This is a genomic window from Bradyrhizobium erythrophlei (assembly GCF_900129425.1).
Lineage (GTDB): Bacteria > Pseudomonadota > Alphaproteobacteria > Rhizobiales > Xanthobacteraceae > Bradyrhizobium > Bradyrhizobium erythrophlei_C.
The window spans coordinates 459,257-481,013 of record NZ_LT670817.1; the positions used below are offsets into that span (position 1 = coordinate 459,257).

Below are 21,757 nucleotides of genomic sequence, written 5' to 3' on the forward strand. Positions count from 1 at the left end.
AGTCCCAGGCTCGCTTCTTAGCGATCGCTTCCGTCCGGAGCAACGCCTGCCGACCTTATCACGTTGACCACGCCGGCTACGAAGCCGACGAGAACGAACACGATAAGTCCGAAGGGCGATGTCGACAGCAACCGGTCGAAACCCCAGCCAATCAGCGCTCCGACGGCAACGCCCGCGATCAACTCGGAAGAAAGCCGGAAACCGAGCGCCATCGCCGAAGCACTGGCAGCACCGTCTCCGCCTCCAGCTCCGGGTTGGTCAGTCTCGATTTTTCGGCTGCCCCGAATATCGGACAACCGGCGATCCAGACTTCCGAGCCTTGCGGAAAGCGCGGCTTCGTCAGAGGACGACCGATCGCGACTTCCATTTCCGTCTTCGTCCGTGCCTTCAGCCATGCTGTGGGGACCCGAAACGATGCTGCGGTTGATGGAAATGACGCCCCGTCACCCTCAAAAGCCGCGCGGACCATACTGACCGCACCTAACCAAGTCAAGATTGCGTCGTAACCAGTTAGCATGTTGAATTAATTGGGATTCCGCCGGTGAAATCCAACTCCGGGGCGAGCCATCGCCGCAGTGCAATAGGCTGACGCCGTTCAATACGGCCGAATTCGCATCAACCGGACAAATGGCTCGTTCTTCCGGAGATTAAGTGACGCCATCGAGATTCACCGTCGTCCCATAGTGGCGTCAGCACCTCTCGATGGAACTGGCCGATCCGAAGGATATCTTGTGCCGTCCTGCGCGGCATTCGAAACCAGTGGTTAAATGCATTCTGAACACGTGATTATTGGGTTCTTCGGCTCGGCAGAGTGATCCGGCAAAACAGCGAAGGAAGCTTCGATTATCGATCTTGCACGGCGACGATGGGTCTGTTGGGATGGTTGACGTTCGCCGCTTTACCGTTGCTCGGGAGCCCGCATGCCACGTCAGATCGACTACTATTTTTCGCTTCAATCCCCGTGGGCCTATATCGGGCACAAATTGTTTCGCGAAGTCGCTGATACCTACGATCTCAGGGTGAACCACAAGCCCGTTGTGCTGGTCGATCTGTTTTCCGAAACCGGCGGCCTGCCCTTGATGAAGCGCCATCCGGTGCGGCAGCGCTACCGGATGGTCGAACTGCAGCGCTGGCGCGACAAGCGTGGACTTAAGTTTCATCTTCAACCGGCGAATTGGCCGTTCAACGCGCGGCTGGCCGACGGCGTCGTGATCGCGGCGATCGAGGCCGGCCATGATCCCGACCCATTTTTGCGCCGCGCCTATGCCGGGGTCTGGGAAGACCAACTCAATCTGACCGATCCCGCGACGCTGGCTAAACTCGCCGACGACAGCGGGCTTCCCGGCAAGCAACTGGTCGAGCGTTCGGGATCCGACGAGATCAGCGCGGCCTACGAACAAAACCGCCAGGATGCGCTGGCAGCCGACGTGTTCGGATCGCCGGTCTATGTGCTCGACGGCGAGGTATTCTGGGGACAGGACCGGATCGAATTGCTGGCCGACGCGTTGAAATCCGGCCGTGCGCCTTACCGCTCGCAAGTGTAAGATCAAGGCCGGACCACGCGCAGGATAAGGATACTTCATCGGTTTTGAGGCGGAGCCACTCCATGTGCCCAGCGACATCGCCCTCGAAATTCGCTTCCTCCGTCGCGGCGGCAGCGCTGTTGTTCTGGCTAGGCGGAATTGCCGCCGGCGCCGCGCAGTCGATGCCGGCCACCGAGAACGGCCGTTATGCGCTGTCGCCGGTCCCCGATGGCGTGGTCAGGCTCGATAGCCGCACCGGCGTGGTTTCGACCTGCAGCAATTCCGGCGCCGGTTGGGCCTGCTACGAGGTGCCCGACGAACGCGCCGCGCTCGATGCCGAAATTGGCCGGCTCGAGGCCGACAATGAAAAGCTCAGGGCGGAGCTGGCGGCGCGCGAGCCGACGGTGACCGGCAAGGTCGAGGAAGCCCTGCCGAAGACGGACTCGCTGAAAAAGCCCGAGCCGAAGGCGGCCGAAGGCGAGCGCAAAATAGAAATTCCACTGCCGAGCGACCGCGACATGGACCGCATGATGTCATTCCTGGAACAGGCGTGGCGGCGGCTGGTCGAGATGGCCAACCGGATGCAGAAGGACGTCACCGGCAAGATTTGAAGCGCCTTCCGCGGGTCGTCCCGGCGAACGCCGGACCCATAACCGCCGGCGTTGGTTATTGCAGAAGGTATCGACTTCCACTGCACCCAATCGAGAGGCCGCGGGGTATGAGTCCCGGCGTTCGCCGGGACGATCATATTGAGAGATCATTCATGACTGCACCAAAATCGCTGTCGCGCTCTGCGTCATCTACCATTCGCGCAGACACCATCGTGACCTCGCTGCTCACGGCCCAAACGTCCGGACGCGGCTTTGTCGATCTCAGCGCGGAGATCGTGAAATTTGTCAGGGACGTCGGCGCGACAGAGGGCGCGGTGACGCTGTTCATCCGCCATACCTCGGCGTCGCTGACGATCCAGGAGAACGCCGATCCGTCGGTGCTGCTCGATCTAATGACGGCGCTCGACCGGCTGGCGCCCGAGAACGCCGGATGGCGCCACGACACCGAAGGCCCCGACGACATGCCCGCGCACATCAAGACCATGCTGACGGCGACCTCGCTGCACATCCCCGTCGTGAAGGGCGAACTCGCGCTCGGAACATGGCAGGCGATCTATTTGATCGAGCATCGCGCGCGTCCGCACCGGCGCGAGATCGTGCTGCAATTCGCAGGTGCCGCGGGCTGAAAATAAGACCGGCCGCGGAGCGATCCGCGGCCGGTAATTGATGAGACGTCTCCGGCAACCAGGCTGCCGGAAAACCCGCTAGTTCGACCTGATGTCCACGTCCTTGGTTTCCGGCAGGAAGAAGAAGCCGACAACCACGGTGATAGCCGCGAAGATGATCGGATACCACAGACCGGCGTAGATATCGCCGGTCGAGGCCACGATCGCGAACGCGGTCGCGGGCAACAATCCGCCGAACCAGCCGTTGCCGATGTGATAGGGCAGCGACATCGAGGTGTAGCGGATCTTGGTCGGGAACAGTTCGACCAGCATCGCCGCGATCGGCCCGTACACCATGGTGACGAAGATCACCAGGATGAACAGCAGGCCGATCAAAGCGGCGACCTGCGGACGGAAGATGTCGAACGGGTTCGACATCTTCACGATGCCTGCATCGCCGGCCTTCGGATAGCCGGCCGCGGTAACGGCCGCGGCGATAGCCGGGTTGCCGGTTTTTGCGTCGGTATAGGGCACGTCCTTGCCGTTCACGGTGATCTTCACCCCTGAACCTGCCGGGCCGTAAACGGTCGAATATTTGACCGACGACGAAGCCAGGTAGGCGCGGGCGGTGTCGCACGGCGCGCTGAACACGCGCGTGCCGACCGGGTTGAACAGATCGCCGCAACCCGCGGGATCGGCGACGACCTCGACCTTGGCTGCTTCGATGGCCTTCTCCAGCGCCGGATTGGCATTGGTGGTGATCATCCGGAAGATCGGGAAGAAGGTCAGCGCCGCGATCAGGCAGCCTGCGAGAATGATCGGCTTGCGACCGATCTTGTCCGACAACGCGCCGAACACGATGAAGAAGCCGGTACCGAGCAACAGCGACCACGCGATCAGAAGGTTGGCGGTGTAGCCATCGACCTTCAGGATCGATTGCAGGAAGAACAGCGCGTAGAACTGACCCGTATACCAGACCACGCCCTGGCCCATGGTGCCGCCAAGCAGCGCGAGAATGACGATCTTGGCATTGCCCCAGTTGGCGAAGGCTTCGGTCAGCGGGGCCTTTGAACTCTTGCCTTCGTCCTTCATCTTCTGGAACACCGGCGATTCACTGAGGCGCAGCCGGATCCAGACCGAAATCCCGAGCAGGACGACCGACACCAGGAACGGAATACGCCAGCCCCAGGTGGCGAAATCGGCTTCGCCGACAGCGGTCCGGGTGAACAGGATCACCAACAGCGACAGGAAAAGTCCCAGCGTAGCGGTGGTCTGGATGAACGAGGTGTAATAGCCGCGCTTGCCCTGCGGCGAATGCTCGGCCACGTAAGTGGCGGCTCCGCCATACTCACCGCCCAGCGCAAGACCTTGCGCCAGACGCAGTGCGATCAGGATAACAGGCGCGGCAAAACCGATCGTCGCCGCGTTAGGCAGCAGGCCGACGATGAAGGTCGACAAGCCCATGATCAGAATGGTGACGAGGAAGGTGTATTTGCGTCCGACGATGTCACCGACGCGTCCGAACACGATGGCGCCGAACGGGCGCACCAGGAAGCCGGCGGCGAAGGCGAGCAGCGCAAAGATGTCGCGCGTCGCCGGCGGGTAGGCGCTGAAGAATTGCGCGCCGATAATGCTGGCGAGCGATCCGTAAAGATAGAAATCATACCATTCGAAAACGGTGCCGAGCGATGAAGCGAGAATGACGAAGCGTTCGTCCTTCGTCATGCCGCCGGTTCTGACTTGCGTTGCCGCCATTGTGGACATTTGAATCGCTCCCCGAATCGTTGACGCAAATATCGCCCCCATGCGCCGGACTGGGCCGGAGGCTTTCATTAACGGTAACATCGCCGTGAAACCTCACCCAATAAGACTTTTGGCCCTCCGCACCACTATCTCGAGTAGGCCACGACGACTCCGATCCGGCAAGTTCAGGCAACGAGTCTATTGCGACGCACAAATTCTGGCGGATTAACCGCTTTGCCGCTTGGCAATATTGCGCGCTTGCATGCGAGCGTCGGTCAGACGACAATTGAAGCAGAAAACTCGCTTGGCAGGCCCCAAAGCGGTCACGGGTTTTGCCGCAACCCTCTCGCAAGAAATAAATGACTGCCGCCGCCAGCACCCGCCTCGTTATTGCCGATGACCATCCGCTGTTCCGCGATGCGCTGCGACAGGCGGTTGCAACCGTCGTGGCCACGGCAAAAATCGACGAGGCCGGGTCGTTCGAGGAACTGACCGCGCTTTTGGAACAGGATTCCGATGTCGATCTGATCCTGCTCGATCTGACGATGCCGGGGATATCGGGCTTCTCCGGCTTGATCTATCTGCGCGCGCAATATCCGGCGATCCCGGTCGTGGTCGTGTCCGCCAGCGACGACGTCGGCACCATCCGCCGCTCGCTGGATTTCGGCGCCTCGGGGTTCATTCCCAAGCGGTTCGGGGTCGAGACGCTGCGCGACGCGATCCTGAAAGTCATGGAGGGCGACGTCTGGGTGCCGCCGGACACCGATCTCTCATCGGCGGCCGACCCGGACATGACGCGGCTGCGCGACCGGCTGGTGACGCTGACCCCGCAGCAGGTGCGGGTGCTGATGATGCTGTCGGAAGGTCTGCTCAACAAGCAGATCGCCTATGAACTCGGCGTATCGGAAGCGACCATCAAGGCGCATGTGTCCGCGATCCTGCAAAAGCTCGGGGTCGAGAGCCGCACCCAGGCCGTGATCGCGGCGGCGAAAATCGCCGGCGGCCAGTGGCGGCAAGGCACGCCGTCACCGCAATAACTCAGACGCGCGGTTACTCTGCCGCCACCATCTGCTGGGTGCGCCACTGACCGAGCAAAGCCCGCAGCGATGCCGGTTTGACCGGCTTGTTGAGCACCGCGATGTTATCGTCGCGCGCCGCGGCCCGCACATGCGGGCTGCGATCGGCGGTGATCAGGATCGCCGGAATATTCTCGCCGAACCGGCGGCGAATGTCCCGGATCGCGGCGACGCCGTTGCCGCGGTCGAGATGATAGTCGACCAGAAGACCGGTGACCCGTCCGCCAGCGGCCTCGATCGCGTCGATCGCGGTGTCGGGATCGGCCACCGCGATGACCTCGGCGTCCCAGGCGGTCAGCAGCGTCTTCATGCCGTCCAGGATCGCCGCATCGTTCTCGATACAGACGATCAGGGACCCGCTCATCGGCGTCTTCGACAGCGGGGTGGCGCTGGTGACCGCGGCGGTGTGGTTGATCGCCTTGGCGGTCGGCACCATCACCGAAAAAAACGAGCCGCCGCTGACATTGGAGTCCAGCGCAATGCCATGGTGGAGAACGCGGGCGAGGCGCTCGACGATCGACAGTCCCAGCCCCAGGCCGCGCGCAATCCGCGCGCCCTGCTCGAGGCGGTGAAACTCCTTGAAGATCTCGCCACGCTTGAGAATGGGAATGCCGACGCCGGTGTCGTAAACGCCGATCTGCAGCGACTGGCCGCGGCGCCGGCACCCGACCAGCACGCGCCCGCGCGGCGTATATTTGATCGCGTTGGAGATCAGGTTCTGCAGCAGCCGCCGCAGCAGCAGCCGATCGGATTCCACCGGCAGCGAGCTCGGCACGAATGTCAGCTTGAGCCCCTTGGCGCGCGCGATCGGCGCAAATTCGATTTCCAGCGACCGCATCAGGTCGCCGACCTTGAAGCTGGTGATCGACGTCGCCATGGCGCCGGCATCGAGCCGCGAAATATCCAGGAGAGCACCGAGGATTTCTTCGATCGCCTCCAGGGAGTCGTCGATGTTTTCGACCAGCCGGGAATCCTCGCCGCCGTTATGGCGCTCGACCAGGCTCGTGACATAGAGCCGCGCCGCATTCAGCGGCTGCAGGATGTCGTGGCTCGCCGCCGCCAGAAACCGCGTCTTCGAGATGTTGGCGTCTTCCGCGGTGCTCTTGGCCAGCGCCAGTTCCGAATTCAGGCGCGTCAGTTCCTCGGTACGATCCTGCACCCGTTTTTCCAGGGTGGCGTTGGAGCGCTCCAGCGCTTCGGCGGCCTCGAACGACGGCGTGACGTCGGAAAAGGTGATGACCAGTCCGCCGCCGGGCATCCGGTTGGTGCGCACCTCGATCACCATGTGACGATCCGGGAGACGTTCGAGATACGGCTCGCCCTCGGTCGTATAGGCGGCCAGCCGCATTTCCATCAGCGACTCGCTGTCGCCGAACCCGGGCAAGCCGATGGCGCCCATGAATTCGAGGATTTCCTTCAGCGGAATCCCGATCTGGATCAGGTGCGGCGGCAGGCCGAGGATCTCGCCGAACTGACGGTTCGAACAGATCAGCTGCAGGTCGGCGTCGAACACGGCGATACCCTGCCGCACGTGGTTCAACGCGGTCTGCAATATCTCGCGGTTGAAATGAAACGCGGCGTGGGAATCGTCGAGCAGTTTCAGCGCGGCCTTGGCCGAGACGGTGCGCTTGCGCAGCAACAGCGACATCACCAGCCGCGACGACGCCGCCCCGATCGAGGAGGCGATCAGATGCTCGGCGTGCTGCAGCAATTCGAAATCGGCCGGTGCCGCCGGCTCGAGAGGCGCGCGCTGGGTGGCCGCGAAGGCCTCGAACGAATGACGAGCCCGATCAGGGCCCAGATATTGCGCCACGGTACTCTGGATGTCCTGCACCGTCACCATGGTGCGCCAGCGCCGGAATGTCGGTGCGATCGGCGCCAGCGCGTGCGGCACGAACAGATCCGCCTGCAACCGTTCGATCGAGGACGGCTCGCGCGCCAGCGACAGCGCGATATAGGTCAGAAGGTTGAGCGACAGCGACCAGAGCACGCCGTGCAGCAGCGGCGGCAGATCGGCGCCGAACAGCGCCTGCGGACGCAACGCCTCGATCCCGAACGGGCCGTGCTGCAGCAGCATCAGACCGGCGGTGTTGCCGTCCAGGAAGCTCGGCAGAAACAGCGTGTAAATCCACACGGCAACGCCGACCAGCATGCCGCCCATCGCGCCGCGCGCCGTCGCGCGACGCCAGAACAGGCCGCCGAAAAACGCCGGTGCGAGCTGCGCGATGGCCGCGAACGACAACAGGCCGATCGCCGCTAGCTGGGTGTTGCCGAGCGCGCGATAATAGAAATAGGCCATCGCCATGATGGCGAAAATCGCAAGGCGGCGAGACCTGAGCAGGAAGTCGCCAAAATCCTTCTGGCCGGCGCGCGACTCCGAACCTCGCTGCAGCACCAGCGGCACCACGATGTCGTTCGAGACCATGACCGAAAGCGCGACACATTCCACGATCACCATGGCGGTGGCCGCCGAAAGGCCTCCGACAAAGACGCCGAGGCTGAGCAGGGGCGCATTTCCCTCGATCGGCAGCGCCAGCACATACATGTCGCTGTCGACGGCGCCGAACGGGAAGGTCACCAGGCCGGCGAGCGCGATCGGAATCACGAACAGGTTGATGGCGACCAGATACAGCGGAAACAGCCAGCGCGCCCGCCCCACTTCGGCATCGCTGGAATTCTCGACCACGCTGACGTGAAACTGGCGCGGCAGCAGCATGATCGCGCAAAACGACAGCAGCACCATGGTGAGGAAGTTGCCGATCGAGGGCACGTAATCGATGGCGCGGACGGCTTCCGGGGTCTTCATCGCGCGCCCGACCAGTTCGACCGGGCTGAACATCCAGAACGTGACGAAGGCGCCGGCCGCGATAAAGGCCACCAACTTGATGATGGATTCGGTGGCGACCGCAAGTATCAGGCCATGCTGATGTTCGGTGGCGTCGGTTTGGCGGGTCCCGAACAGCACCGCGAATGCCGCCATCGCCAGCGTCACCATCAGCGCGATATCGCCGATGATCGGAATTTTGGAAAAGGCCTCGTCTTCGCTGAGGATGGTTTCGAGCGACGACGCCATGGCCTTGAGCTGGAGTGCGATATAGGGAACCGATCCGATGATCGCGATCAGCGCGACGGTGGCCGCCACCGCCTGGCTCTTGCCGTAGCGCGCGGCGATGAAATCGGCGATCGAGGTGATGTTCTGCGATTTCGCCAGCTGGATCACGCGGCGCAGCAGCGGCGTGCAGAATGCGATCATCACGATCGGCCCGATATAGATCGCGAGAAAATCCACGCTGGTGCGGGTGGCGAATCCGACCGAGCCGAAAAACGTCCAGGACGTGCAGTAAATGGCCAGCGACAGCGGATAGATCAGCGCGCTGGCACGGCCGCGCTGGGTCGGCGACAGCCGGTCGCCATAGCTCGCCACCAGGAACAGGAACCCGATGTAGCCGAAAGCGGCTGCGATTACGCCCCAGTCGTGCAGCATCGCTGCGTAACTCCCTGTGGAGGCCGACGCCCCGGCCAAATCTAACGCGTTGCGCCACCGCAAGCGACAGCGAATTTCGCGTCAAATCCGGGAAATGAGATCGTCGTTAAGTCCAGCGGGGGTTGGGAAAAAGCAAAGCGCGACGATGAACCAGGCGGCGCGGGCGCCAAGCGGCGCGACGATGGCCGCGGTGACGAGACCGCCGCCGATGCCCTTCCAGATGATGTCCATACGCCAACCCACCTCCAGCCGCCGGGAAAGGGGGGCTCTCGATGATTACCTGCGATGTAATTGAACCGATTCACGGCAATGTGGAAGAACCGACACGGCAGGAGAGATACAACAAGGCAAAGGAAGCAGAAAATGCAGAAGTTTATTGTTCACACCATCGAGACGGCGCCGGAGAAATCCAGGCCCACGCTGCGCGGCATGCAAGAAAAGTTCGGGTTTTTACCCAATGTGATGGGGACGATGGCCGAAAATCCGGTTCTCCTCAATGGATTCGCCGCGAGCTTCGGAAGTTTTCATGGCGGCAGCTTCGACGAGTGCGAGAAGCAGGTGTTGCTGCTCACCAATGCGGTCACCCTCAAATGCCCGTGGACGGTTGCGGCTCACTCCACCTTTGCGATCGAGGACGGCCTGCCGGAGAGCGACGTCAGCGCGGTCCGCGCCGGCAAGTTGCCCAGGGACCCGAAATATGCAGCGCTTTCGGCCATCACCAAAACCCTGATCGAAAACCGGGGCAAAGCGAGCGAGGCTGATATCGAACGATTCGTTTCGGCCGGCTATTCCAGGGCCCAGATCTTCGAAGTGGTGCTGGGCACCGGGATTTCGATGACCACCGCCACGGCGACGAACATGGCGGGCACGCCGATCGAGGACCACTTCAAGGCCCAGACCTGGGCTGCGGCCTGACCTCAACGAAGCGCGCATCGTTCAGTGGGCGCCGAACCATGCGCGCTTCGTGTCGCCGCGTGATAATAAAGCGCATTCTGTCGCCGGCCATAAGGAACCGATGTCCTCACCGAAACCCACCGCAAAGCCTGCGGCGAACGAACTCGGCGTGCTGCTGCGCCACTGGCGCGATCTGCGCGGCAAAAGCCAGTTCGATCTGTCGCTCGATACCGGGGTGTCGCAGCGGCACATCAGTTTCATCGAAAGCGGGCGCAGCGCTCCCGGCCGTCAGACCCTGCTTGAGATCGCGCAAGCCCTCGATATCCCGCTGCGCGACCGCAACAGCTTGTTGCTGGCCGCCGGCTATGCCCCGATCTATTCCGAGGGCGCCTGGAACGGACCGGAAATGCAGAGCGTAACGGGCGCGCTTGAGCGCATGCTGCGCCAGCACGAGCCTTTCCCGGCGGTGGTGATGGATCGCTATTGGGACGTGCTCATGACCAACGAGGCAGCACCGCGCTTCTTCAATTGCTTCATCGACATGGCGGCGCGGAAGACGCCGCGCAACCTGCTGCATCTGATGTTCGACCCGAACGGCATGCGCCCGTTCATCGCCAACTGGGAAGCCGTGGCGAAGAGCCTGTTCCAGCGCGTCTACCGCGAATCGGTCGGGCGCGTGATCGACGACAGAACCAGGGCATTGCTGGCCGCGCTGCTCGCCTATCCCGGCGTCAAGACCGAGTGGAAAAACCCGGTCGAACTGAGCGCCATGCCGGTCATACCGATCGGCTTCGTAAGGGGCGATCAGTTGTTAAGCTACTTTTCGATGGTGACGACCGTCGGAACCCCGCAGACCATCGCGGCGCAGGAATTGCGCATCGAGTGCATGTTTCCGGCCGATGCAGCCACCGAGGCCCATCATCGCAAAATGATGGGCAGCCCTCCCGCCTCGTGAAGGGCGGCTGTGAGTGGGCTATTCCGCCGCCAGCGATTTTTCGACAAGCGGCAGGCCAAGACGCTCCCAGACCTGGACCAGCGCGTCGGCGAGCCCGTCGATCAATCCGTCGTCGTGATAGGGCGACGGCGTGATCCGCAGCCGCTCGGTGCCTTTGGCGACCGTCGGATAATTGATCGGCTGGATGTAGATGTCGTGCTCTTCGAGCAGGATATCGCAGGCCCGCTTGCAGCGCTCGGGGTCGCCGACGAACAGCGGCACGATATGGGTGTCGCTCGACATGACCGGCAGGCCGGCGGCGTTGAGGATCGCCTTGACGCGGGCGGCGCGATCCTGATGGCGCTCCCGCTCCCAGCTCGAGGTCTTGAGATGCTTGATCGCGGCGGTCGCGGCCGAGCAGATCGCCGGCGGCAGCGCGGTGGTGAAGATGAAGCCGGGGGCATAGGAACGCACGGCATCGATCAGGTCGGCGCTGCCGGCAATATAGCCGCCGAGGCAGCCAAACGCCTTGGCCAGCGTGCCTTCCAGAATGTCGATCCGGTGCATGACGCCGTCGCGTTCGGCGATGCCGCCGCCGCGCGGACCGTACATGCCGACCGCGTGGACCTCGTCGACATAGGTCATCGCGCCGTAGCGCTCGGCGAGATCACAGATCCTCGCCAGCGGCGCGATATCGCCGTCCATCGAATACAGGCTCTCGCAGGCGATCAGTTTGGGCCGGTCGGGCCCGGCGGCGCGCAGCAACTCCTCAAGATGCGCCATGTCGCTGTGGCGGAACACCTGGCGCTCGCAGCCGGCCTGCCGGATGCCTTCGATCATCGAATTGTGATTGAGCGCGTCCGACAGGATCAGGCAATTCGGAATCAGCTTGGCGATGGTCGCAATGCCGGTCTGGTTTGAGACGTAGCCCGAGGTGAACAGCAGCGCCGCCTGCTTGCCGTGCAGATCGGCCAGTTCCTGCTCGAGTTGCACCAGCGGGTGATGGGTGCCGGCGATGTTGCGGGTGCCGCCGGCGCCGGTGCCCACGCGCGTGGCGGTCTCGACCATAGCGCCGACCACCTTGGGATGCTGGCCCATGCCGAGATAGTCGTTGGAGCACCAGATCACGACATTGCGCGGCCCGTTCGGGGAGTGCCACACGGCATGCGGGAACCGGCCCGCGATCCGTTCGAGATCCGCGAAAACCCGGTAGCGCCGCTCGTCATGCAGGCGATTGAGGGCGGCACTGAAAAATTGGCTGTAATCCATCGCAAAACCTGGAACGGAAGGTGACGCCGAAACTGGCTTAAGCCCTTTTTAGAGCGTTTCCAGGATTGATGTCGAGCCGGAATCGGGTTTGCGCAAGGCCCCATGAGCGGGAATTCGGTTGCGCGAGGCGCGGACCGAAACTTGATCCGGATCAACGCTAGCTGCCGTTTGCCGCCGCGGGTATTTCAGACGCGAATTCGCCGCCAGGGCCGGGCCGACCGCGATGCCCGCGGCATCGTTCTAGGGTGTTCCGATCCTCCGTCGCGGCGCGCGATCTGCTCGCACGGCGACATCTGCGTCCTCCCATCCTTCCCCGAGGGCGCGATAAAGATTGACGAGATCGGTCGCGATCCGGGTGTCGATGTCCGCCAGATCGTTTTCGCTCTGCAGCAGCTGGGCTTGTGTCGTGTTAACGTTGAGGAAATCGATCGCACCCTCCGAGTAGCGTTGCTGGGCGGCTTGCAGGGCAGCCTGATTTTCGGTGACGGCGCGGGCCAAATCCGCGCGCCGCCGTTGGGCTTCGCTGTACGCGGTGAGCGCGTCGTCGACCTCTTGCCAGGCCCGCAATACCGTCCTCTGGAATACGATCGCCGTTTCCCGCTGCCGCGACTCGCGCAGCGCCAACGCGCCCCGCAGCCGTCCTCCTTCGAAGATCGGAATGGAAATATCCGGCCCGACGCTGAAGGCCGTCGAGCCCAGCGAAAACAAATTGCTCAGGTGCAGGCTTTGCACGCTGGCAGCCCCGTTCAACGTCACGTCCGGATAGAAGTTGGCCACCGCGACCCCGGTCTCTGCCGTCGCTTCATGCAATTGCGCCTCGGCCTCGCGTACATCAGGGCGGCGGCGTATGAGTGTACCGGGCAGGCCCAAGGGGATCCGCCGCGGCATGCGCGGCAGGGCTCGCGGTCTGCGCAACTCGCTTTCCAGCGCACGAGGAGCTTCGCCCAACAATAGCCCCACGGCGTTGATCAGTTCCGCCTCCTGCGTCCGCAGCGGCGGCAGGGTTGCGGCGATGGTGGCTTGCTGAGCCCGCGCTTGCGCCAGTTCGAGCGTGGTGGCAACGCCATTGCCAAAACGCGCCTTCACCAAATCCAAGCTCTGCTCCGCAAGACCAAGGTTGCGCTTCGCGATATCGAGACGGTTCTGCGTTCCACGCAATTGCATGTAGCTTTGCGCCAGTTCGGCGACTGCCGCGAGCGCGACGCCATGCCGGTTCTCCACGGCCGCCAGGGCGTTGGCGTCGGCTGCTTCCACGGCGCGCCGAACGCGACCGAACAGGTCCAACTGCCATGATGACGTCAGGCCGTCTTGAAACAGGGCATAGTTTACGGACGAGCCAGGCGCAGGTACGAACTCGGAGATCGGGCCATTCGGGCTCACTCGATTATAGGTGCTCAATGACTGCCCCTCGATGTGCGGCAGTCCCTGGGAGACGGCGACCTGGCGCTGCGCCACGCTCTGGACCACGCGTTCCGCCGCCGTCTTGAGATCGAGGTTTTGGACGACCAGCCTTTCGACCAGCGAGGACAGCTGAGGGTCTCGAAAACTCTTCCACCATGCTTGGTCGATCTCGCCCACGACCGCGCGGCTCGGCACGTTTGCGGCCTCCGGCGACGTTCGCCTCGGCGCTTCAGCGATCTCCGGACTCTCGAAGTTCGGTCCGACGGTACAGCCGGCCAATCCAATGCCGAGCATCGGGACGGAAAGACACGCCATCAGACGCAGCGCACGCATCGATCAATGCCCAGTCACCCGATTGGTCGATCTGCGCTGTTCGTCCACGACATCCTCCAGGCCGGTATGGATCGTGGTTTCGACCGACAAGCCGACGCGCAGGAGTTTGGCCAGCGGCTGTCCCGACGCTACCACGATCTTGACGGGCAGTCGCTGTACGATCTTGGTAAAATTGCCCGTGGCATTGTTCGGTGCGATCGGCGCAAACGAAACGCCGGAGGCCGGAGCAACGCTATCCACGGTCCCGCGCAGGTCTATGCGATAGGCGTCGACATGGATGGTAACGGGCTGGCCGCTGCGGATGTGCAGCAGATCCACTTCGCGATAGTTCGCCTCGATATAGACTTGGTCGAGCGGCACTACAGTCATCAACGTCGTCCCTGGACTGACGTAGTTGCCGACCTGCACGGACCGCTCACCCACCATGCCGTCGACCGGCGCCCGAATCTGCGTATAGGACAGATTAAGCTTGGCCTGTTCCAGTTGAGCCTCGTCGGCCTTGACCGTTGCCTCCACCGCAGATCGCTGGGCCTCGAGCACGTCGAGTTGCCGGCGTGCCGCCTCGAGCGAAGCCTCAGCGCCATCCAGCGAGGCTTGACCCTGCTGAAGCGTGCTGTCGGCTTGCTGGTGTTCCTGCGTCGTGCCGGCCCCGGTCGCGGCGAGGTTACCGTAGCGGCGCGCGTTGTCCTGCGCGAAAGCGAGCCTTGCGCGCGCCGACACAACGGCGGCTTGTTGCTCTTCTATGATCGATGGCTGGCGTGACACTGTCGCGGAAATCTCGTCGAGATGCGATCGGTCGCGCGCGACCGCAGCCTCGGCGGAAGCTACGGCGGTCTCATTGTCGCGCGGGTCGAGAGTTGCGAGCACTTGTCCGGTCTTGACGATGTAGTTGTCGTCGACCGGGACCGCGGCGACCTGGCCGGAGATGCGCGGCGCGATCGTGGCATAGTGGACCGTCACATAGGCATCGTCGGTCCATACGTCCGGGCGTGGCCCGAAAATGGTGTACAGAACCACCGCGGCGAAGATTGCCACGACGAGGCCGACCAGAACAAGAGGCCAGCGGGGCAACGGCGCGGGAAGCTTATCGGCGTCCGGCACCGCCCGGTCCTTCGCCTCTTCATCCTTCTGTTGAGTCGGATCGTCGTTCGTGCGCCTCGGGGCCGGGTCCGGCTTTTCATTCCGCTGCGGCTCGGCGGGGCGGGTATCGCGTTCGGCTACATCCTCTGCCATGCGGTGTTCCTAGTTCTTTGCAAACTGGATGCGCGGCGGCATGGTGCGGACCGGCAACGTCATCACCACGACCATCAAGAACACGGTCAGGGCTCCGAGGATCAGGAAGGTATCGCTGGTCGTTAAAATCGTCACCTGCTGTTCCACGGCGTGGCTGAAGGCTTCCAGGCTGCCCGGCGCGCGAGGCCGACCGTCCGGCAGCAACGGCGGCGGATATTGCGGCAGCACGCCGTAGCTCTGAATCACCCGCCAGCGGTCCTGGCCGACCTCATCGACGATGCGGTCGGAATGCAGCGCGCCGCGCCAGCGACCGATCAGCTCCAGGAACCAGGCGCCCGCTGCCTCGGCGAGGGCGCGCGGTGCGTTGACCAGCGCAGACGTAAAGGGGCCTTCCGCCGGGCTGGTAACGGTATTGGTGGCCATCAACAGCAGCGGCATGATCACCATCGGCTGACCGATCGCCTGGAGCAGCTGCCATAGATAGAACTGATCCCGGTTCCAATAAACCGTGAGAAAGGACGAGCCGATGCAGGACGTGAGGATCAACCCCAGCCCGACCAGGCTGACGACGCGCGAATCGACCCGCTTGTAATCCAGCAGCAGCGCCATGGCAGGGAGCATCACGAGTTGCGACACCGCGATCTCCAGCGTGATCAGGTTCGATTGCAGCGGTCTGTAACCCTGGACTTCCTGCAGGTAACCCAGGGGCACGGTCGAACCGGATTGGCCGACAATCAGGAAGGTGAACAAACCGAGCGCCCCGTAGGCCAGGTTGCGCCGGCCAAGCAACTGCAGTTTTAGAAACGGCAAAGGGTGGAACCATTCGTTGACCAGCAGTAGCGGGATGGCGATGGCGCTCACCAGTGCGAGGACGCAGATCAGTTTTGAGTTGAACCAGTCGAGCCGGTCACCCTGATACAGCATGGTGCTCAACGCGCCGGTCCCGATCACCAGGAGCAGCGCGCCGCGCCAGTCCAGCATTCGGAACCGTTGGTATTGCGGCTGATCCTGAGGCAGACAATACCAGACGAGAACGCCGGCCAGCGAGCAGAGTGGGATCGTCTGCAGAAACACGAAGCGCCAATCCACGACATCCGTCCATAACGCGGCTACCGTTTCTGCCAGCGCGGGCGTAAAGGTCGCGGTCAAGGCGTAGACGGCCAGGCCGTAAAGCCGAATGTCCGGCGTCAGAACGCGAAGAGCCGTGGCCATCAAGAGCGGTATGATCAGGCCTCCCGCGAGCCCTTGGAGCAGCCGCAGCGCGTAGATCGCCTCGATGTTCGGATTGAACGGGATCAGCACACTCGAGGCTGCGCACAGCCCGATCGAAAAAAGCATCCAGCGCCTCAAGGTGAAGGTCACCATCAGCCAGGGCGAAATCGCCATGCCGACGATCTCGGCCGACACATACAGGCTTGAGATCCAGGTTCCGGGATCGTGGCTGATCCCGAGCGCGCCGCGGACGTCGATGAGCGCGATCGATGTCACCTGGTCGTTGAATTCGGACGTCATGGCGGCGATCAGGACGCCGCCGAGGCCAAAAAAGGGTTTGATATTCACCGGACCGGCCAATCCTTTTCAACAGACTGTAATTGTCCGATCCCGCATCAAGCCATGGCACTAACCTCGCCGGCGGCTGCAAACGCGTCGAGCGCACGGGTAGGGTAGCCGGGGCCGCATCGGCATCGCGCAAGGCGCCACTCCCAACGCTTCGGCGACCTCGCCATCACGCCCTGGGAACCGGCGTCCCAATATGTGACTTCGGATTGTTTCGATCCCTGCCAGCAAGATGATGCGTGTCGGCCGGGAATTCGACTAAAAACGGTTTTAGTTTTAGCGCCGACACGCTGTTGCGGCGGCCCTTGCGCTGGATATTCGCGCTGGATAACGGAATGTCTTCAGGTGGTCCTGAAGTGCAGCACGCCGTCGGTCTCCGCAGCCGTCAGACGGCCTTCGACCAGCATGTAATTGACGTGCGCGATCAGTTCGCCGGCGGCAAACCCCATCTGGTGCACGTCCAGAACATGCTTGTGGAACACCACGGGCACCAGTTCCTTCGAGGTTTTCGGCGTCTCGCGGCAGGCGTCGGCGATCAGCCGGCAGCGGTCCTCGTGATGATCGGCCAATTGCTTGATCCGTGTCTTCAATCCGTAAAACGGCACGCCGTGACCGGGGAGCACGATGACGTCATAGGGTAGCGTCGTGGTCAGGCTCGCCAGCGAGGCCAGGTATTCGCCGAGCGAGTTCTGGTCGGGCTCGACCGCCCAGACGCTGACATTGGGCGAAATCTTGCTCAGCACCTGATCGGCGGACAGGAACAGCTTGTCGGCGGCGCAATACAGCATCACCTGGTCGAGGGCATGGCCGCCGCCGGTAATGACCTTGAAGCGCCGCGTGCCGATGGAAATCTCGTCGCCATGCGAGATGCGGCGATAGGACGGCGGCAGGATCGAAACCCGCTTCAGGTAATCCTGGCCGCGGCCGAGCAATTTGTCGGTCAGGTTCTCGTCCATGCCGTGACGCCGGAAGAACAGGCGCTGGGCGTTTCTGCGTTCTTCGGTGCCGCGGTTCTGATGATAGACCGACTGCAGATACTCGACCTGCGACATGTAGAGCGGACAGTTGAAACGCTCGACGATCCATCCGGCGAGACCGACGTGATCGGGATGCGAATGGGTCACGATCAGCCGCGTGACTTTGACGTGGGCCAGCGGGCCCTCGAACAGCGCGGTCCAGGCCGCGATCGATTCCTCGTTGCCGAAGCCGGAATCCACCATCGCCCAGCCGTCGCCGTCGGCGAGCAGATAGATGTTCACGTGGTTGAGGCGGAATGGCAGCTTGAGCCGGACCCACAGCACGCCCGGCATCACCTCGACCGCCTGATCGGGGCCGGGATGATTTTCCCAGGGGTAGCGGAGCGCCTCGGCCGAGGACTGAACGGTGTCTGTTTTCGAATGCATGATTTGGTGCCGCAATATTACGATATCGGCTTAGCCGCACAATCGGCGCGGCGCCAGCCGAAAAACAATTCCGATTTCGACAAAACAGCGGCGAGCCGGGCGCAAATCATGCGTTACGCGCGCAGGCACTGGCCTGCGGCGCATGGCGCCGCTCACGCCGCGCGGATATTGGAGAGGAACGCGTCGATTTCCGAGCGCAGCACGTCGGCCTCGCGGCGCAGCGCGCTGGAGGCGCTCAGCACCTCGCCGGCGGCCAATCCGGCCTCGCTGGAGGCGGTGCTGACGCCGATAATGTTGCTGGAAACCTCGCTGGTGCCGCCGGCGGCGTGCTGAATGTTGCGGGCGATCTCGCGCGTCGCCGCCCCCTGCTCCTCGACCGCAGCCGCGATCGCGGCGGTCACCTCGTTGATCTCGCTGATGGTCTGGCCGATGTTTCTGATGGCGCCGACCGCCGAGGTCGTGACCTCCTGCATGCTGGCGATCTGCGCGCGAATTTCGTCGGTGGCCTTTGCGGTCTGGTTGGCGAGGCTCTTGACCTCGGAGGCGACCACCGCAAAGCCCCTGCCGGCTTCGCCGGCACGCGCCGCTTCGATAGTGGCGTTAAGCGCGAGCAGGTTGGTCTGCGAGGCGATCACCTGAATCAGGTCGACCACGACGCTGATGCGGCCGGCGTTTTCGGCAAGCCCCTGCATGGTGGCGTCGGTGGCGCCGGCTTCTTCGACCGCCTTGCGGGCGATCTGCGCCGAAGCGACCACCTGGCGGCCGATTTCGGAGATCGATGAGGACAGCTGTTCGGTGCCCGAGGAAACCGTCTGCACGTTGACCGAGGTTTCCTCGGCGGCGGACGCCACCGCGCTCACCAGAGCGCTGGATTGATCGGCGGTCACCGACATGCTTTGCGCCGTGGCCTGCATCGAATTGGCCGATCGCTGCAGGCTATCGAGCGCGGTGCGGACGGCTGCTTCGAACTCGACGATCCGGGTCTCCATGCGGGAGGCGCGTTCAGCCTTGGCGATCCGATCCTTGTCCTGGTCGGCGCCCAGCGCGCGGGCCTCGATCATGCTCTCGCGGAAAATCTCCAGCGAATTTGCCATCGCCGCGATCTCGTCGCGCTGGCTCGATCGATAGATTTCCGTCTCCAGATCGCCGTCGGACAGAAGCTGCATCGAGCGCTGCAGGTTGCCGATCCGCCGCAGGATATTGCCGCCGACATATAGCCAGACGAACATCACGGATCCGATCAGGGTGAGGCCGCCAAGCGCGAGCATGACCGTGGTCGCGAGCGAAATTTGCTTGCGCGCTTCCCAGGTCGAGGCGTCGGTCTCGGTCTGCACGCCGTCGACCAGCTGCTGCACGCTGATCCCGAGACCGACGTCGAGCTTGCGGGTTTCTTCGAGAATTAGCTCGCCGTAATCGTTGGCGTCCAGTTCCTTCTGGCGAAGCTTGAAGACGCCGGTCTGGCCCTCGCCGAGCGCCAGCAATTTCAGCGCCGCGTTGCGCAGCGCCGTGGTTCCGGAGTTGCTGGGCAGCATATCGAGGTTCGATCTGACGCGGGCCTGGGTGGCCTTGAATTGCTTCTCGATGGTATCGAGCGTTTCGCTGTTGCCGGCCGAAAGCGCGGCGATCATCTCCGATGCCATCAGATGGCCGGAGGCGATCACGTCGCCGAGCTGGTCGACCGTACGCGCCGCCTGCGTTGCATCGTCCGGAGAAAGATTTGCGGATCCAAGGATGGCATTGATCTGGGCCTGGGAGTCCATCATCGCGGGGCTCGCGACGGCGACGAAGCCGGCCTGGGCGTTGCGCAGCGCCTCATATTGCGTCTGATGCCGGGCCGCGGTTTCGAGCAGTTCGTGAGCCGCCCCGACCAGGCTTTTGATGGTCTCGTCGATTTTCTTCACGGTTTCGCTGAGCGCGGCGACGACCGCCTTGTCGGCGCCGAGTTCGATGATCTCGCCGAGCTTTTCAAGCGTGACCTCCTGGGTTTCCTTGATCTTTTTGGAGCGCTCGTTCAGCGCTTCTTCGCTGCGGGACGCCAGCAGCGCCGGACCCTGGCTGGCAAGGCTTGCGCTCTGCGCCGCCAGTTGCAGGCTGGCCGAGAGCCGGGGAATGTCCCGCCCGCTGAGGTCGATCATGGTGCCGCCGAGATGCCCGAGTACCATGCCGGCGCCGGCGCTGATGGCGATGGCCATGCCGGCGATCACCGCGAAGGCGGCAATCAGGCTGCCCTTGACGCCCCATTGCGGACGCCAAAAGCCGGGGCGTGCTGCGCCGATAGTGGATCGTAACGCCATGCTTTCTGCCCCGTCTCGCCTTCATCCCCCAGGATGAATCCGAGCGGCAGTATCGCGTTACACGGTTAATAAAATGGGGAAAATTTACAGGATTTGGGCGTTTTTCGTCCCATCACGAAAAAAGGCCGGCGCGAGGCCGGCCTTTTCCGTCTCTATATCAGGTACAGATCAATAGCGCGCGGCGACCGGGCCACCCCAGTTGAAGCGATAGTTGACGCCGGCCTTGACGGTATTCTCGTCATTACGGAACCGGACGCCGACGATGTCGAGAGGACCGCTCGTGAAGGTGGTGCTGCCGAAGTTGTAGTACTGGTATTCGATTTTGGCGGACCAGCTGGGCGCGAACATGTATTCGAGACCGGCACCCACGGTGTAGCCGTCGCGATGGTTGCCGTCGGTGGTGAAAGCCACCGGGGTGCCACCGCTGGTCACGCCGATGTTGCTGCCATCCTTCCAGGCATAACCGCCCTTGGCGTAAAGCAGCGCCGGGCCCCAGGTATAGCCGAGCCGGCCGGTGACCGATCCGAGCTGGTCGTTGTTGGAGGTGACCAGCGTGCCACCCGGAAACAGCACGCCATTATTGTTGCTGCTCAGCCAGCTGTACTGGGCTTCGACACCGATCACCCAGTTCGGAGCGAACTGATAGTCCGCGCCGCCCTGCACGCCGCCGAGGAACTGGCCACTGCTGTTGTTCACGGTGCTGTCGCCGGCGAACGCGCCGCCAATGTGGCCGCCGATGTAGAAGCCGGTCCAGTTGTAGACCGGAGCGGCGTAAGCGGGAGCCTTGGTGTAGACCGGGCGAGCTGCGAGATCGGCGGCGAGTGCTGGCACGGTCGCGCCGAGAGCGACGAGAGCCACAGTTGCGAGTAGAAACTTCTTCATTTGGTTCAGTTCTCCAGAGCGTCGTTGGTTTTTAGATCTGCCGCATATCGGCGTCGTCCATGGCGCGCACTTAGCCAGCTTTTGGCTAAAAAGCTGTCACTCATCAGCCACACTCGGGAAGTTCCCAACCTATTGGGGAACAACAACTTTCTGTGATTAATGGAGCCTTAATCAAGCCTGAAAGAAGCCTTAATTTGGGCTTGCAGGGGGTGTCGCTACGGCAACATCGGGAACCGGGCAGGGCGGTGGTTCTCCTCGCGGGCGGGCGTCTTGAACGGCCCGAGGTCCGAACCGTAGGCCTTGCCGCGCTGATAAAGTTATGTGCCGAAGGCCGGGAGAGGTGTTCTCGACGGCGTGGAGGAGGTTGTCTGCGCCGCGAAGTGTGCCGCCGCGGCGCTGCCGGAAACTTCGTGCCAGCCGGCGACGATGATCTTGCGATGCATGGGGGCTCTTGACGGCGGCATGCCCAGGGATCGAGCGTCACGCCTTGACCGATATCAGTCGGGTCCGGTGCG

18 protein-coding genes are annotated in these 21,757 nt (G+C 63.0%); 6 read left to right on the forward strand and 12 right to left on the reverse strand.

Annotated elements, in window-relative coordinates; all coding sequences use genetic code 11:
• Positions 1-17 precede the first annotated feature (17 nt).
• A complete protein-coding gene (locus B5527_RS02190; protein ID WP_079599841.1) occupies positions 18-395 on the reverse strand; it encodes an AtpZ/AtpI family protein in 378 nt (125 codons plus the stop codon).
• 525 nt (positions 396-920) lie between these two features.
• On the opposite strand from B5527_RS02190, the gene B5527_RS02195 reads away from it, so the two are divergent.
• From B5527_RS02195 to B5527_RS02205, 3 genes are all read left to right on the forward strand, one after another.
• Complete coding sequence (locus B5527_RS02195) at positions 921-1,544, forward strand: 2-hydroxychromene-2-carboxylate isomerase (protein WP_079599842.1); 624 nt, start codon at positions 921-923, stop codon at positions 1,542-1,544.
• A gap of 62 nt (positions 1,545-1,606) precedes the next feature.
• Positions 1,607-2,134, forward strand: coding sequence for a hypothetical protein (locus tag B5527_RS02200; protein WP_079599843.1), 528 nt, complete (start codon positions 1,607-1,609; stop codon positions 2,132-2,134).
• A gap of 152 nt (positions 2,135-2,286) precedes the next feature.
• Positions 2,287-2,760, forward strand: a complete 474-nt coding sequence (locus tag B5527_RS02205; RefSeq protein ID WP_079606991.1) for a secondary thiamine-phosphate synthase enzyme YjbQ — start codon at positions 2,287-2,289, stop codon at positions 2,758-2,760.
• Between the two features lie 78 nt (positions 2,761-2,838).
• On the opposite strand, the gene B5527_RS02210 is transcribed toward B5527_RS02205, so the two are convergent.
• Positions 2,839-4,464, reverse strand: a complete 1,626-nt coding sequence (locus B5527_RS02210; protein ID WP_172842822.1) for an MFS transporter — start codon at positions 4,462-4,464, stop codon at positions 2,839-2,841.
• A 377-nt stretch (positions 4,465-4,841) separates the two neighbouring features.
• Between B5527_RS02210 and B5527_RS02215 the strand changes: the two genes are divergently transcribed.
• A complete protein-coding gene (locus B5527_RS02215) occupies positions 4,842-5,519 on the forward strand; it encodes a response regulator (RefSeq protein ID WP_079599845.1) in 678 nt (225 codons plus the stop codon).
• A gap of 13 nt (positions 5,520-5,532) precedes the next feature.
• Here B5527_RS02215 and B5527_RS02220 read toward each other — a convergent pair whose 3' ends face one another.
• Both B5527_RS02220 and B5527_RS43275 read right to left on the reverse strand, forming a co-directional pair.
• Entirely contained in the window at positions 5,533-9,042 is a 3,510-nt protein-coding gene (locus tag B5527_RS02220; protein ID WP_079599846.1) for a PAS domain-containing hybrid sensor histidine kinase/response regulator, read from the reverse strand.
• Between the two features lie 81 nt (positions 9,043-9,123).
• A complete protein-coding gene (locus B5527_RS43275; protein WP_154071946.1) occupies positions 9,124-9,273 on the reverse strand; it encodes a hypothetical protein in 150 nt (49 codons plus the stop codon).
• 132 nt (positions 9,274-9,405) lie between these two features.
• Here B5527_RS43275 and B5527_RS02225 point away from each other — a divergent pair, with 132 nt between their 5' ends.
• Positions 9,406-9,957 carry a carboxymuconolactone decarboxylase family protein gene (locus B5527_RS02225; RefSeq protein WP_079599847.1) on the forward strand — a complete coding sequence of 184 codons (552 nt, stop codon included), beginning with the start codon at positions 9,406-9,408 and terminating at the stop codon, positions 9,955-9,957.
• A gap of 100 nt (positions 9,958-10,057) precedes the next feature.
• Positions 10,058-10,891, forward strand: coding sequence for a helix-turn-helix domain-containing protein (locus B5527_RS02230; protein WP_079599848.1), 834 nt, complete (start codon positions 10,058-10,060; stop codon positions 10,889-10,891).
• 18 nt (positions 10,892-10,909) lie between these two features.
• On the opposite strand, the gene hemA is transcribed toward B5527_RS02230, so the two are convergent.
• The 8 genes from hemA to B5527_RS47005 all read right to left on the reverse strand — a co-directional run bounded on the left by hemA (position 10,910) and on the right by B5527_RS47005 (position 21,685).
• Positions 10,910-12,139 carry a 5-aminolevulinate synthase gene (gene hemA, locus B5527_RS02235; protein WP_079599849.1) on the reverse strand — a complete coding sequence of 410 codons (1,230 nt, stop codon included), beginning with the start codon at positions 12,137-12,139 and terminating at the stop codon, positions 10,910-10,912.
• 240 nt (positions 12,140-12,379) lie between these two features.
• Positions 12,380-13,873, reverse strand: a complete 1,494-nt coding sequence (locus B5527_RS02240; protein ID WP_154071947.1) for an efflux transporter outer membrane subunit — start codon at positions 13,871-13,873, stop codon at positions 12,380-12,382.
• A 3-nt stretch (positions 13,874-13,876) separates the two neighbouring features.
• Positions 13,877-15,106 carry an HlyD family secretion protein gene (locus B5527_RS02245; protein ID WP_079599850.1) on the reverse strand — a complete coding sequence of 410 codons (1,230 nt, stop codon included), beginning with the start codon at positions 15,104-15,106 and terminating at the stop codon, positions 13,877-13,879.
• Positions 15,107-15,115: 9 nt separating this feature from the next.
• Positions 15,116-16,666 carry an MFS transporter gene (locus B5527_RS02250; protein ID WP_197689261.1) on the reverse strand — a complete coding sequence of 517 codons (1,551 nt, stop codon included), beginning with the start codon at positions 16,664-16,666 and terminating at the stop codon, positions 15,116-15,118.
• Positions 16,667-17,004: 338 nt separating this feature from the next.
• Entirely contained in the window at positions 17,005-18,066 is a 1,062-nt protein-coding gene (locus tag B5527_RS02255) for an MBL fold metallo-hydrolase (RefSeq protein ID WP_079599851.1), read from the reverse strand.
• 152 nt (positions 18,067-18,218) lie between these two features.
• Positions 18,219-20,360 (reverse strand): methyl-accepting chemotaxis protein, encoded by a 2,142-nt coding sequence (locus tag B5527_RS02260; protein WP_079599852.1) that lies wholly within the window; start codon positions 20,358-20,360, stop codon positions 18,219-18,221.
• Between the two features lie 168 nt (positions 20,361-20,528).
• The gene (locus B5527_RS02265) at positions 20,529-21,242 is read right to left on the reverse strand and encodes an outer membrane protein (RefSeq protein WP_079599853.1); all 714 of its coding nucleotides are present in this window, start codon (positions 21,240-21,242) and stop codon (positions 20,529-20,531) included.
• Positions 21,243-21,559: 317 nt separating this feature from the next.
• A complete protein-coding gene (locus tag B5527_RS47005; protein WP_276329309.1) occupies positions 21,560-21,685 on the reverse strand; it encodes a hypothetical protein in 126 nt (41 codons plus the stop codon).
• Positions 21,686-21,757 lie beyond the last annotated feature (72 nt).